General features: G+C 65.4%; 11 protein-coding genes. 2 read left to right on the top strand and 9 right to left on the bottom strand.

Annotated features, from left to right (window positions below):
* Nucleotides 1-69: 69 nt before the first annotated feature.
* Nucleotides 70-1,008: an ABC transporter substrate-binding protein gene (locus BN1132_RS04365; RefSeq protein WP_042075338.1), complete on the bottom strand. Its 939-nt coding sequence runs from the start codon at nt 1,006-1,008 to the stop codon at nt 70-72.
* Between the two features lie 185 nt (nt 1,009-1,193).
* Between BN1132_RS04365 and BN1132_RS04370 the strand changes: the two genes are divergently transcribed.
* A complete protein-coding gene (locus tag BN1132_RS04370; protein WP_042075340.1) occupies nt 1,194-1,925 on the top strand; it encodes a 4'-phosphopantetheinyl transferase family protein in 732 nt (243 codons plus the stop codon).
* A gap of 75 nt (nt 1,926-2,000) precedes the next feature.
* Here BN1132_RS04370 and BN1132_RS04375 read toward each other — a convergent pair whose 3' ends face one another.
* The 5 genes from BN1132_RS04375 to BN1132_RS04395 all read right to left on the bottom strand — a co-directional run bounded on the left by BN1132_RS04375 (nt 2,001) and on the right by BN1132_RS04395 (nt 8,274).
* The gene (locus BN1132_RS04375; RefSeq protein ID WP_042075343.1) at nt 2,001-2,804 is read right to left on the bottom strand and encodes an ABC transporter ATP-binding protein; all 804 of its coding nucleotides are present in this window, start codon (nt 2,802-2,804) and stop codon (nt 2,001-2,003) included.
* 43 nt (nt 2,805-2,847) lie between these two features.
* On the bottom strand, nt 2,848-3,897 hold the full coding sequence (locus BN1132_RS04380; protein WP_042075346.1) for an amonabactin ABC transporter permease subunit 1: 1,050 nt from the start codon (nt 3,895-3,897) through the stop codon (nt 2,848-2,850).
* Between the two features lie 12 nt (nt 3,898-3,909).
* On the bottom strand, nt 3,910-4,926 hold the full coding sequence (locus BN1132_RS04385) for an amonabactin ABC transporter permease subunit 2 (protein ID WP_042075347.1): 1,017 nt from the start codon (nt 4,924-4,926) through the stop codon (nt 3,910-3,912).
* Between the two features lie 78 nt (nt 4,927-5,004).
* The gene (locus BN1132_RS04390; RefSeq protein ID WP_042075349.1) at nt 5,005-6,978 is read right to left on the bottom strand and encodes a siderophore amonabactin TonB-dependent receptor; all 1,974 of its coding nucleotides are present in this window, start codon (nt 6,976-6,978) and stop codon (nt 5,005-5,007) included.
* Between the two features lie 60 nt (nt 6,979-7,038).
* The gene (locus BN1132_RS04395; protein WP_042075351.1) at nt 7,039-8,274 is read right to left on the bottom strand and encodes an MFS transporter; all 1,236 of its coding nucleotides are present in this window, start codon (nt 8,272-8,274) and stop codon (nt 7,039-7,041) included.
* A 214-nt stretch (nt 8,275-8,488) separates the two neighbouring features.
* Between BN1132_RS04395 and BN1132_RS04400 the strand changes: the two genes are divergently transcribed.
* Nucleotides 8,489-9,241, top strand: coding sequence for a hypothetical protein (locus BN1132_RS04400; RefSeq protein WP_042075353.1), 753 nt, complete (start codon nt 8,489-8,491; stop codon nt 9,239-9,241).
* Here the strand turns inward: BN1132_RS04400 and BN1132_RS04405 are convergent.
* From BN1132_RS04405 to BN1132_RS04415, 3 genes are all read right to left on the bottom strand, one after another.
* Nucleotides 9,235-9,696, bottom strand: a complete 462-nt coding sequence (locus tag BN1132_RS04405; protein ID WP_042075354.1) for a DUF2919 domain-containing protein — start codon at nt 9,694-9,696, stop codon at nt 9,235-9,237. The two genes, BN1132_RS04400 and BN1132_RS04405, sit on opposite strands and share 7 nt — an antisense overlap.
* Before the next feature lie 133 nt (nt 9,697-9,829).
* Nucleotides 9,830-10,777: a magnesium/cobalt transporter CorA gene (corA, locus tag BN1132_RS04410; protein ID WP_042075357.1), complete on the bottom strand. Its 948-nt coding sequence runs from the start codon at nt 10,775-10,777 to the stop codon at nt 9,830-9,832.
* A gap of 445 nt (nt 10,778-11,222) precedes the next feature.
* Nucleotides 11,223-12,866 carry an electron transfer flavoprotein-ubiquinone oxidoreductase gene (locus BN1132_RS04415; RefSeq protein ID WP_042075360.1) on the bottom strand — a complete coding sequence of 548 codons (1,644 nt, stop codon included), beginning with the start codon at nt 12,864-12,866 and terminating at the stop codon, nt 11,223-11,225.
* Between the last annotated feature and the right edge of the window lie 115 nt (nt 12,867-12,981).

A 12,981-nucleotide genomic window follows, 5' to 3' on the forward strand; every position in this document is an offset into this window, starting at 1 on the left:
TGCCGAGCCGTGGATAAAAAGAAGCCCGCATCATGCGGGCTTCTTGTTGGCCGTCAACCGAGGGCGGGCTTAGTGAGTGATGGGGGTGGCATCCGGTTTGGTCAGCAGGCGCTCGACGTCGTCGATCACCTTGAGGGCCGCCTGGGGGCCGCCGGTGGAGGTCCAGAGCGACCCGTCCACGGCGCCGAAGCGCTTGCCCTTGATGGCGCCGAGTTGCTGGAAGGCCGGGGTCTGCTCGGCCTGCTTCATGGCATCCACCGCATCCCCGCTGGTGCTGAGGGTGCCGATCACCAGCCAGTCACCGTCCAGCAGGTTGAGGGACTCAAGGCTCAGGGCCGGGGAGTGGGGGCTCTTGTCGCCAATCTGGTGGGAGGGGCGGGTGAGCCCCATCTCGGTGACCACGCTGCTGGCAAAGGTGCCGCCGTGCATGTAGCTCGGCCCCTTGGGGTTCCAGCGCACTATGCTCATCTGTTCCCCCTGATGCTGGGCAAGCTTGCTGCGGGCCTCTGCCAGACGGGCCTCATACCGGGTGAGGAAGGCCTTGGCCTCGGCACCCCGGTTCATCGCGTCGGCGCTGCGGCCGAACACGGTTTTCCAGGGCTCGCCCCAGTTGCCGGTGACGACGGTGGGGGCGATCTCCTTGAGCAGGGCCAGCAGCTCGGGCTTGGTCTGGCCGGTGAGGATGAGATCCGGCTCCAGATCGATGAGGGTCTCCAGATTGGGGTTGTCCAGATCCCCGACCACGGCGATCTCCTTGCCCGCCTTGTCCAGCAGATAGCGGGGCAATGTGCCCTGGCCGCGGCCGTTGACGGTGCCGACCGGCTGCACTCCCAGGGTCAGGGCGCTGTCGAGATCGAGTTCGCTCAACACGACGACCCGCCGGGGCGTATCGGGGACGGTCTGGGGCTGGCCGTTGGCATCGATGACCTGGCGGCTGCCCGCCTGGGCCTGGAAGCCCGTCAGGCTGGCCAGCATCAGCAAGGTGGCCAGCGGGGAGAAGATCTTCATGGTGACATCCTTATGGGTGAAATCGGTGGGCCGGAGTCTGTGGAAAGTGCCTGAGAGCCGCCCGGCCAGCCCCGAATGGGCGGGGACATGCTACCACAAAGCAAGTGAGAAGCGTTGTCATTTGTATTTGTGGCCTGACCTCGGCTTGCTTTGGTACCATCGCAGGCCCCTGTCAGGAACCTTTCATGTTGCCTCTTTGCCCCTCTCTCGACGGGTCCTTTGTCCGTCAATCCGATACCTTGTGCCTGCCGGGTTTGGAGGCGCTGCCTCTTTATCGGGTCTGTTTCGATCCCGCCGCCTTCTCGTCGGAGTGCTTTGGGGCCCAGGGCATCACCCTGCCTGCTTCATTGCAGGGGGCCGCCCCCAAGCGCCTCGGGGAGTTTCTGGCGGGACGTCTCGCGGCCCGTGAGGCCCTGCGTCCCTTCGGTCTTGCGGGATGCAGCGTGGCCATCGGAGCGGCCCGGGAGCCACTCTGGCCTGAAGGGGTGGAGGGGAGCATCAGCCACAGCCTGCTTTTGGGAGAGGGGGTGGCCCTGTGTGCGGTGCGCCCGGGCCAGGCGGGGATGGGGCTGGATCTGGAGGCCTGGCTCGAGGCCGACCAAGGGGCGCAGCTCTGGCCCGGCATCATGGATGGGGATGAGTGGAGGCGACTGGAGGCAGGTGTCGACGACGCCCAGCTGAGCCTGGCAGAGGGCGTGACCCTGGTGTTTTCCGCCAAGGAGAGCCTCTTCAAGGGGCTCTATCCCAGGGTGGGGCGCTACTTTGACTTTCTCGATGCCCGCTGGCTCGCCATAACGGCGCAGACTCTCACCCTGGAGCTCAAATGCCCGCTGACGCCGGCCCTGCCCGCCGGCTGGCGCTGCACCCTGCACTGGCAAGCCCTGCCGGGGGGGGTGCTCACCCTCTTGCTGCTGTGAGCGGCGCCCGGACTCCCGTGCCTCGCCACTGCCCAGACAAAGAAACCGCCATCAGGCGGTTTCTTGCTATCTCTCTTAGGCCGACTGCTTGCTCGGCGCCGTATCCTGGCGCCGGCGGGGCACTATGACAGGGGCGCCATCGCCGGGGGCGTGCAGTATGTCCACATCGGTCTGGTAGAGGCGATCGATAAGGGGCTTGGTCACCACCTCCCGGGCCGGGCCCATGGCCTGGATGGCGCCATCCCCCAGCGCGATCAGCTCGTCGCAGTAGCGGGCGGCGGTGGCGAGATCGTGGATGACGATAAGCACCGTCTTCCCCTCGGCGGCGACCCGGTGGATGGCTTCCATCACCTCGGTCTGGTGGCCGATGTCCAGGGCGCTGGTGGGCTCGTCCAGCAAGATGATGTCCGCATTCTGGGCCAGCACCATGGCGAGCCAGACCCGCTGGGCCTGACCGCCGGACAGCGAACTGGCGCTCTGGTGCCAGATGGCATCGAGCTGCATCCGCTCCCTGGCCCAGTCCACCATGCGGGCATCTTCCTCGCTCCACTGATTGAACCAGCCCTGATGGGGATGGCGGCCGTATTGCACCAGTTGCTCCACCAGGATACCGGGGGGGACCAGGGGACGCTGGGGCAGATAGGCGAGCTCCCGAGCCAGGGCTTTGGCGCCATAGGCCCCGAGTGGCTTCTCCTTGAGCAGGATCTCCCCGGACCGGGGCTGCTCCTGTCCCGCAAGGAGCTTGAGCAGGGTGGATTTGCCGCCGCCGTTGGGGCCGACGATCCCCACCAGCTTGCCCCGGGGGAGGGAGAAGGAGATCTCCTTGAAGATGGTCTTTTGCGGGTAGCCGAACTGGAGTCGGTTCACGGTGAGCGTCATCGGGCGGCCCTCGGTCTGTATTGGAAATGGATGAATGCCATGGTCAGTCGGCCTTCTGGCGATCTTTGAGCAGGATGAAGAGCAGCAGCAGGCCGCCGAGAATGCGGGTCATGATGCCGGTGGCCACCTCGTGGGGGCTGGCCAGCACCCGCACCAGGGTGTCGCTTGCGAGCAGCATCAGGGCGCCGCACAGGGCGGCAATCCAGAGCGGCACGATGCGATCCCGGCTGAGCCAGGAGGCGAGGATGGGGGCCGCCATGGCGATGAAGACCACGGGGCCGCCGATGGCGGTGCCAAGGGCTGCGACTATGATGGCCTGGGCCAGCACCCCGAGCTGGACCCGGTTCACGTTGACCCCGAGGGTGCTGGCCGTCACAGGTCCCAGGCGTAGCACGCCGAGGGAGCGGGAGAGACAGACGGTCCAGGGGCAGATGAGCAGGAGCAGCAGGCTTACCGGCAGCAGGGTGCCATAGCCCTGACCGACGAAGTTGCCCATGTTCCACAGATAGAGGCTGGTGAGGTGCACCAGGGACTGGGTGGACATGACGAACTGGCCGAGGGCGTTCATCAGCTCCGAGACCCCGATGCCGATCACCACGAACAGGTAGCCCTGCTCCCCCGGCTTGTTGCACAGGGCATAGAGCACGGCGGCGGCAAACAGGGCGCCGAACGGGGCGGCCCACCAGGGCCAGCTGCCCAGGGTCAGATAGAGGGAGAAGATGATGATTGCAAGGGATGCCCCCTCGTTGACCCCGATCATGTCCGGGGTGGCGAGGCGGTTTCGCACCAGGGTCTGCACCAGGCAGCCCGAGAGTCCCATGGCGGCGCCGGCCACCAGCACCGCCAACAGGCGCGGCAGGCGGATCTTGAAGACGGTCACCTGGTCGAGTCGGCTTCCCTCCCCGAGCAGGGTCTGGATCACCCCCATCATGGTGATCTTGCCGGAACCCAGGGTGAGGGCCAGCAGGGAGAGCAGGGTGAGGGCGACCAGGAGCCCCAGCGTGATGAGCCAGGCGCGGCGATCCAGCAGCAGGGTGCGGTGGCCGAGGCGCAGACAGAGGGTGCCGCTCGGGAGTGAGAGAGAGTTCTTCATGGGCGTGGCACCTTATTTGACGGCCAGCAGGGAACGGAAGCCGCCGCTGCGCACCACCAGGATGAGCACGGGCGCCCCGATGAGCGCCAGAATGACGCCGTTGGGCAGCTCGTAGGGCTGGATCAGCCAGCGGGCCAGCACATCGGCACCGAGCAGAAAGAGCACCCCGAACAGGGCGGAGAAGCGCACCTGGATGGCGAGGCGCACCGGCTCCACCAGGCGGGCGCAGTAGGCGGCGAGGAAGCCGACGAAGCCGATGGGACCGGCGATGGCGATGGCGCAGGCGGTAAACAGGGTCGCGGCCAAGAGCACGCCGATCCGCACCCGGGTGGGGCGGATGCCGAGGGCCCTGGACTGGTGATCCCCCATCTGCATCAGGGTGAGGGGGCGACAGAGCGCCAGGGTCAGCAGCAGGGCGGCCAGGGCGAAGGGGATCACGGTGAGTACCGCTTCCAGGCTGGAGGCGGCAAGTGACCCCAGATTCCAGAAGCGGAACTGCTCCAGCACCACCCGGTTGGAAAGCAGCAGGAAGTTGGAAAGACCGCCGAAGGTGGCGGAGAGGGCGACCCCCACCAGGATGAGCTTGAGGGGGTTGGAGCGCCCCACCATGAGGCCGAGGCCCAGCACGACGAGGTTGCCGAGCAGGGCCCCCATGCCGGACCAGAACAGGTAACCGTAGGCGGATTCGACGCCAAACCAGGTGAGGCCTATCACCAGGGCGAACACGGCGCCGGCGTTGACCCCGAGCAGGCCGGGTTCGGCCAGGGGATTGCGGGTGGCGCTCTGCAGCATGGAGGCGGCGAGCGCGAGACAGGCCCCCACCACCAGGGCCGCCAGGGTGCGGGGCAATCGCAGGGTGTGGACTATCATGGCGAGCTTTTCATCGGCCACCAGGGCGGGATCGCCCAGCAGGAAACCGGCGACCTCGCGGCCACCATAGACACCGGCCCCGGTGGCCAGTGACAGACAAATCAGCAGGAAGAGGAGCAGCACGCCGAGCCAGAACAGCCGAGCTTGGTATCTGAGCACTCAATGACTCCTTGAATTCGGGGAGGCAGAAACGCAAAAAGGGAGCCCCGCGACCGGGGCTCCCACATACAGGATGGCTTACAGCTTGTAATTGACCCCGGCGTAGACGGTACGTCCTTCCAGGATGAAGTCGGCGTCGGTGGCCACCTGGTCACGCTTGGTGTTGGTGAGGTTGGTGATGCCGAGCTTGAAGTCCAGGGCCGGGGTGACGGTCCAGTTGGTGTTGACGTCCAGGGTCTGGTAGTGCTTGGAGGTGAACGCCTGGGCGTTGCGGGCCGGCACCTTGATCACCTGGCTGCCGACATACTGCCAGGCCAGGTTGGCGCTGACGAGCTCGCTCGCCTGCCAGTCCAGGCCGAGGTTGCCGGTGTGATCCGGGGTCTTGGCCAGATCGTCCCCCGTGCTCCTGTCCACTGAGTCCAGCAGGGTGAAGTTGCCGGTCAGCTTGACGTTGTCCAGCACGTCGACCCAGCCGGTCAGCTCCAGACCCTTGATGCGGGCCTCCTTGACGTTGAGGTAGGTCATCACGGTCGGACGGTAGCCCGGGCCCCACTGATCGCTCTGGATCAGATCCTCGATCTCGTTGTGGAAGCCGGTCACCCCGGCGCCGAAGCGCGCGGCCTCGTAAGCGGTGCCGAGCTCATAGCTGACGGCGGTTTCCGGCTTCAGATCCGGGTTGCCGATCACCTGGCAGGCGCCGCGGCAGGCGGTGGTGGAGAAGCCTTCGCTGGACTGGGCCAGGGTCGGTGCCTTGAACGCCTTGCCGGCGCCACCCTTGATCACCCACTCGTCGGTCAGGGTGTAGAGGGCATAGGCACGGGGGCTGAACTCGGAGCCATAGGTCTCGTGGTGATCCAGACGACCGGAGAGGGTCAGCGCGAGATCGCCGAAGCCGAACTCGTCCTGCAGGTAGACGGCGCTCTGGGTCGCATCCACGCTGCCATTGGCGATGTTGCGGCTGTGCTCCAGCTCGGTCTTGCGCAGCTCGGCGCCCGAGGTGAGCAGGTGATCACCGAGGTAACCGCTGAGCTGACCGTCCACCGTGTTGTTGGTCTGGGTGATGTCGGCGGCACCGCCATTGAGCTGGGAGTCGTCCATCAGATCGGTCTGCTCGAAGTAGTAACGAGCTCGGCTGTCGAAGTGCTCCCAGCGGCCGTTGTGGGTCAGCCCCAGGCTCAGGCGATCGAGCTTCTGCACGTTGTGCGGGGTGGCCGGTGCGGTCGGGGCGCGCGGCACGTTGTTGAAGTAGCTGTCCATGTCGTTCTGGTTGTAACCCAGATCGAAGTCGATGTCCTGGTTGTCCGCCACCAGCCACTTCAGGCTGGTCAGCACGTTGACCACCTCGCGCTTCTCCAGCGCGTCGGCGTCCGGGTTGTTGGACTGATCGCTCTTCCAGTTGTCGCGCTGATACCCTTCCACTACCACGCTGCTTAGCAGCTTGTCGTCGATGAGGGCGCCGGAGACGAAGGCGCTGCCCTGGTTGGCATCGCCGCCTTCCCCCTTGGTGGGCATGCTGTGGGTGTAACCCACGGCGGCTTCCGTCTTCTCCTTGGCCTGGCGCAGGATCACGTTGACCACGCCCCCCAGGGCATCGGCCCCGTACAGGGAGGAGACGGGACCGCGGATCACCTCGATGCGCTCGATGGCGGCCATGGGGATGGAGCTCAGGTCGAAGTCGTTGCCGTAGGCGCTGCCCAGAGTCTCACGGGCGTTGACCCGTTTGCCGTTGATCAGCAGCAGGGTGTAGTCGCCGCCCATGCCGCGGATCTTGATCTCGTTGCGACCCGTGGGGTTGGTGGCGATGATGTTGACGCCGGGCACGTGCTTGAGGGCATCGCCGATGTTGTTGACGTTCATCTTGTCCAGATCGGCACGGGTCACCACTGAGACGCTGGCCGGGGCGGACAGCTCGGTGTGCTGGGTCTGGGTGGCGGTGACCACCACAGTCTCGTTGGCCTTGACGGACTCGGCCTGGGCCAGGCCCGGCAGAGCGATAAGGCCGAGGGAGAGCAGGATGGGGTTCAATTTAAACGGGCCGTGCTGCAACTGCATTGTCAAAAACTCCATGAATAAAACCAGGGTTATGGGGTCCGGATTCTTCTGATCCGGTGCTCACTGACTTCCTTGTCTGGCAGTACCAGAGGCAGGATTATTGTTATCTCTTGTGCTCTTCAGGCTCCGGATGAGGAGCCAGACGCCGGCGCAGGCCAGGAGGCCGCAGGCGATGTTGATCCAGGCCAGGGTGGCGAAGCCGTGCAGGGCGCCCCGCTCGTCGGAGACCAGGTATCTGGCCGACAGCAGGCTGCCGAGCCCGGCCGCCACATTGGTGACCGTGCCCTGGAAGGACATGAAGGCGGCGCGCTGATGGGGGGCCGGAATGGCCGCCGTGACCGCGAGGGTGGTGCTGGCGCGGGCGGAGCTCAGCGCCATGAAGAGGGTAAACAGCAGATAGACGGGCAGGCCTGCCGGCAGGGCGAAGCCCAGCAGGGTGACCAGGGCCAGCAGCAGGCTGGTGATGAGGATGGCGCCCTGGGCGCGGCCGCGGTCAATCCAGCCGCCGCACAGGCGCATGGTGGCCATGCTGGCGAGGCCGCCGCACAGGTAGAGGGTCGCGATCTGCTCGCGCGGGAAACCCAGGTTGAACTGGAAGTAGTTCGCGAAGTGCGGGATCAGCAGGAAGTGGCCGAACATCTGCAAACAGAGAATGCACAGCGCCCCCTGGCAGAGCGGCGACCCCAGCAACTGGCGCAGCCCCTGACCCTGCGGGGCCCGGTTGACCGGCAGGGACGGCAGCAGCCGGGTGCACAACAGGGCCAGCAGCAGGCCGCTGGCGCCAAACAGCAGGAAGGGGCTCTGCCAGCCGAGCCACTGGGCCAGCACCAGGGCCGCGGGCACGATCAGGATGGCGGCCAGGGAGAACGCCATGCCCACGTAGGCGAGGCGGCGTCCGCGATCGCTTGGGGGCACCAGATCCAGCACCGCCGCCATCAGGATGGCGGAGAGCGGGCCCGCCACGCAGCCGGACAGGATAAAGAGCAGCAGCAGGGTCTGGCTATCCTCGGCCAGGGCGCAGGCCATCAGCAGCAGAAAACGCAAGGTCAGTAGCACCAGCAGGGCGGGCTTGCGATTGACCCGATCCAGCCAGGGGGCGGCCAGGAGCCCCATCAGGGCGGCGGCCAGGGTGGCGCCGCCGCTGAAGTCACCGGTCTGCTCCGGCGCCATGCCGAGACTCGTCACCAGATCCGGCCCAAGGGGCATCACCATCATCATGCTGCCCATGGAGAGCATGTTGATCAGCAGGGCCAGATGGATGGCAGCAGGGGTGGGGACGACGGGTTCTGGCTTCATCAGAGGCTGACTCGAAAAAATGAGTCCGAATTGTATCCGAGGGTTTTTGATGTGACAACAAATGATAACCATTTTTATTTGTATTGAGTGGTCTCTCAATGAGTCTTTGTGAAGGAGGCTCCCGCCATCCGGCGGGAGTCTGGACGAGCACGTTCATTGCAATCGGGGCGCCATGGCCCATGATGGCAGGAGTGATGGATGCGAGGGGAAGGCGATGACGAGAGTGTGGTTATATGGGGTGCTCGGGGGCTGCTGGCTCTGGGCCCAGCCCCTGCGGGCCGAGGTCAAGGTGATCCCGGTGTTTGAGGCGCAGGCCATGGTGCAGACCCTCAAGGAGATCTACCCGGATCTCGGGGTGAGCGCCATGGGCAACCAGCTGGTGTTGAGTGGCAGTGCGGCCCGGTTGCAGGAGGCCGAGGCAACCCTGGCCCAGCTCAACCAGCCCCCCCAGAGCCTGCTGATCGAGTGGCGGGTGGATGGCGCCTCGAGCAGCCGGCAACTGGGAGTGGGTGTTGGCAATGACAATGCCAGACGAGAGTGGCTGGTGGAGGGCGGCGCCCAGGATTACCAGCACACCCAGCAGGACAACTGGCAGGTACGCGGCCTCTCAGGGCGGCCCGTACTGCTGCAGATGGGCTCCTATCAGCCGGTCACCTTCTACCGGTGGCAGGGGGGGAGGGTGGTGGCCATGATGCCGCTGGTGAACGGCCTCTACGCCACCGCGACCCTGATAGGGGAGAGGGTGCAGGTGGCGCTCAGCAGCGAGCAGGCTCGTCTGGAGAGAGGGGATATCAAGACAGGCCAGAGTGCCACCGAGGTGAGCGGCGTGCCGGGCGAGTGGCTGACGGTGGGGGAGCTTTCCACCACCCAGGGAAGCCAGGGGGCCGCGATCGCCAACCCATCAGGCATAAACACGGCCAGCGGCAGCGAGCGCCAGACCCTGCAGATCCGGGTCACCCGTCAATGAGGCTGATCCACGGCGTAATCCCGCAACTGGCGGCTCTTTAGCAGATACCAGAGCGCCCAGAGGCTGGCGATCAGCACCAGGGCTGTGGGCCAGCTGAACGACCACTGCTGCAGGTTGAGGCTGTGCAACTGCATCACCAGGCCGCTCGCGGTGGAGCAGAGCAACAGGGCGCGGCTGTGGCGCCTGAGCCAGGCGCGCGGGCTTCGGGTCTGGCGATAGGTGCCGCCGCAGGCGAGCAGCGCCAGCATGGCGGGCAGGTCGGTGAGCAGGCTGAGATAGAGGGTGATCCTGTCCGGGTAGAAGAGGGTCAGGATGGCGCTGCCGCTCTCCCGGGTGACGCCGGCCATCAGAAACAGCCAGACCGAGCGGGTCAGCAGCAGGGCGATGGGCCAGAACCAGAGCGGCGGGCGCAACTGGCCGTGATCGTCGTAGCGGTGTTCGGGGTAGAGGGTCATAAGGCCCGTTCCGGGGTTGAACTATTGATGCTGGGGATATGGGGCGGGGGTCTGCCCTTTGCAAGGCGGGGGAATTAATCGGGGGGCCCTGCCCCCCAATCCACGTCTGTCTTGTCCGGTGCCCGGATGGCCGTTACAGCCAGCCCTTGCGCTTGAAGAAGAGGCCGGTGCCGAGGGACGACATCACCATCAGCACCAGGGACATCGCGTAGCCATATTCCCAGGCGAGCTCCGGCATGCGGCCGAAGTTCATGCCGTAGATGCTGGCGATCAGGGTCGGCGGCAGGAAGATCACCGCGGCCACCGAGAAGATCTTGATCACCTTGTTCTGCTCCAGGTTGGTTACCCCCATGGAGGCCTCCAGCTGGAAGTTGATCTTGTCGAACAGGAACTGGGTGTGGGGCAGCAGGGACTCCACGTCGTGCAGCATCTCGTCGATCCACTTGTTCTGCTCGCTCGTCATGCGCTGGCGCAGGCTGCGCTTGAGGAAGCGCAGGGCGCGGCGGGTATCGTGCAGGGAGAGGCGGATCTGGCCGTTGGCCTCTTCCTGGGCCATCAGCTCCTTGAGCATGGGGTTGATCTGATCCGGCTCGAAGATCTGATCGGCGGTGTTCTCCAGGGTCTTGTACCCATCCTCGATAAGGTCGGAGAGATATTCCACCTTGAGGTTCTGCACCTCCAGCAGGATGTCGAGGGCGTCTTCGACCTCCAGCCTGTCCTGGCGCATGTAGTGGCGCAGCAGGCGCACCAGGCCGATGTCATCCTCGCGGATGCTGATCAGCAGGTTGTTGCGCAGGGTGAAGGAGACGTGCACCCCCTTGGTGTCGCGGCCGATGCGCTGGGGAAACAGGGAGTGGATGTGCAGACCGTCGGTGTCCCAATAGAAGCGGGCGGACGCCTCGATGTCGTCCAGCTCCTCCTTGTCGGGGACCTCCTCCAGGAACAGGCCCGTCAACCATTCTCGCTCCGCTGTATCCGGCTTGTAGGCATCCAGCCAGACGGTGTTGTCGGGGACGATGTCGTCCGGTCCGAGCGTGACTATGTCCAGCACCTTGTTGTTGAGAATGTAGGCGGTGATCATCTGTCCCCCCTTAAGAAGTCATGGGTAATCAGGGATGGTTGCACAGGTTCATGCGGCCTTAGATCGCACGGAAAGCGATCCCATGAAATAGCATAACGAGGCCGATGGACAACCTGAATGCGGCGAACTATACAGGGGCGGGCCCCGCTTGTCAGGGCCTATTCATCGGGGGTTCAGCCTGTTTGCTCAAAAAAGCGGCGAGGTCGGAGCAGCGGATCCGGCCGCGAAAGCGGGGATCCTGGCGCCGCCCTTTCCTATCCCCCCATGGGGGAGGTGGAGCCGTCTTCTTGTGGGTTGTGGGGCGTCCCAGCCGCAAAGGGGCCGCAGGCGGTGGATCCTCAAGGCCGCCGGCTTCCTCGCATATCGGGATAGTGGGGCTCCGAGCCCCCTGGGGCGGGCCGGGACTGTATTCTGGCACCGAGCATCCTGGATATAGCGGGTCTCCTCACATATTGGGATAGTTGGGCCCCGAGCCCCCCTGAGGCGGGGTCCAGACGATGTTCTGACTGGGGTCCTTGATGTCGCAGGTCTTGCAGTGGATACAGTTGGCTGCGTTGATCTGCAGCCTTGGCCGGGTCTCTTCATCCAGGATCTCGAAGACGCCGGCCGGGCAGTAGCGCTGGGCGGGTTCGGCCCAGGTGGGCAGGTTGACCTCGACCGGAATGCGCGCGTCCTGGAGCCTCAGGTGGCAGGGTTGATCCTCGTCGTGGCTGGTGTTGGAAAGATAAACGGAAGAGAGTTTGTCGAAGCTGAGCCGCCCGTCCGGCTTGGGATAGTCGATGGGCTGGCAGCGGCTCGCCAGGCGCAGCTGGCGGTAGTCCGGCTCCCGATCCTTCAGGGTGAAGGGGGAATTGCGAGCAAAGAGGCGCTGCTCCAGCCAGTTGAAGGCGCCGCCCAGCCAGGGGCCGAAGCGGTGCAGGGCGGCGCCGAAGTTGCGGGCTGCGATCAGCTCCCGGGCCAGCCAGCTCTGTTGCAGCGCGTCCTGATACTCGGCCAGATCCCGCCCCCCTTCATCGCCCCCGCGCAGGGCCATGGCGACCGTGCTGGCCGCCAACATGCCGGACTTCATAGCGGTGTGGATCCCCTTGATGCGGGAGAAATCCAGAGTGCCGGCGTCGCAGCCGATGAGCAGGCCGCCGGGGAAGTGCATGCGCGGCAAGGAGTGCCAGCCCCCCTTGGCGATGGCGCGGGCACCGTAGCTGATGCGCTCGCCCCCCTGCAGGGTCTGCGCGATGAGCGGGTGGTGCTTGAGGCGCTGGAACTCGTCGAAGGGGCTGAGCCAGGGATTCTGGTAGTTGAGATCGACGATGAGACCGACCGCCACCTGATCCTGGGCCAGATGATAGAGATAAAAGCCCCCCTGGCTCTTGCTGCCCTTCCCCTCGCCGAGCGGCCAGCCGCTGCCGTGCAGCACCCGGCCAGGGTGGGACTGGCTCGCCGGCACCTGCCACAACTCCTTGAAGCCGATGGCGTAATGTTGCGGCTGGATCCTGCTCTCCAGGTTGAACGCGTCGATCAACTGCTTGCCGAGGTGGCCGCGGGCCCCCTCGGCGAATAGGGTGTAGCGGCCATATAGCGCCATGCCGGGCACGTGATCCCCCTTGGGGTTGCCCTCCCGATCCAGCCCGAGATCACCGGTGATCACGCCTCTCACCCTTCCCGCCTCCAGAATGAGCTCGCTCGCGGCGAAGCCCGGGTAGATCTCCACCCCCAGGGCCTCGGCCTGTTTGCCGAGCCAGCGGCAGAGGTTGCCGAGGCTGATGATGTGGCTGCCGTCGTTGTGCATGCGCGGCGGCACCGCCCAGTGGGGCAGTTGCAGGGCGCGGCTGTCGCTTTGCAGCAGGTGCACCTGATCGTCGTTGACCTCGACTCCGAGCGGAGCCTGTTGCCACGTATCCGGCAGCAGCTCCTTGAGGGCGACGGGGTCGAACAGGGCGCCGGAGATCAGATGGGCGCCGATCTCCGCCCCCTTCTCCAGCAGGCAGACCGAGAGGGCCGGGGCCTGCTGCTTCAGTGCGATGGCGGCACTCAGGCCTGCCGGGCCGCCACCGACGATGACGACATCAAATTCCATTGCTTCGCGTTCCATCTTGCCTCTGCACTCGACTTGGCCTAGGGTAGTGCTGGTAGTTTACGTAAACGTAAACCACTTTGTCAGCAGAAAAGTGAGTGACGACAAGGTGGACCCACACAACAGGCACGAG

Source organism: Aeromonas sanarellii (genome assembly GCF_000820085.1).
Lineage (GTDB): Bacteria > Pseudomonadota > Gammaproteobacteria > Enterobacterales > Aeromonadaceae > Aeromonas > Aeromonas sanarellii.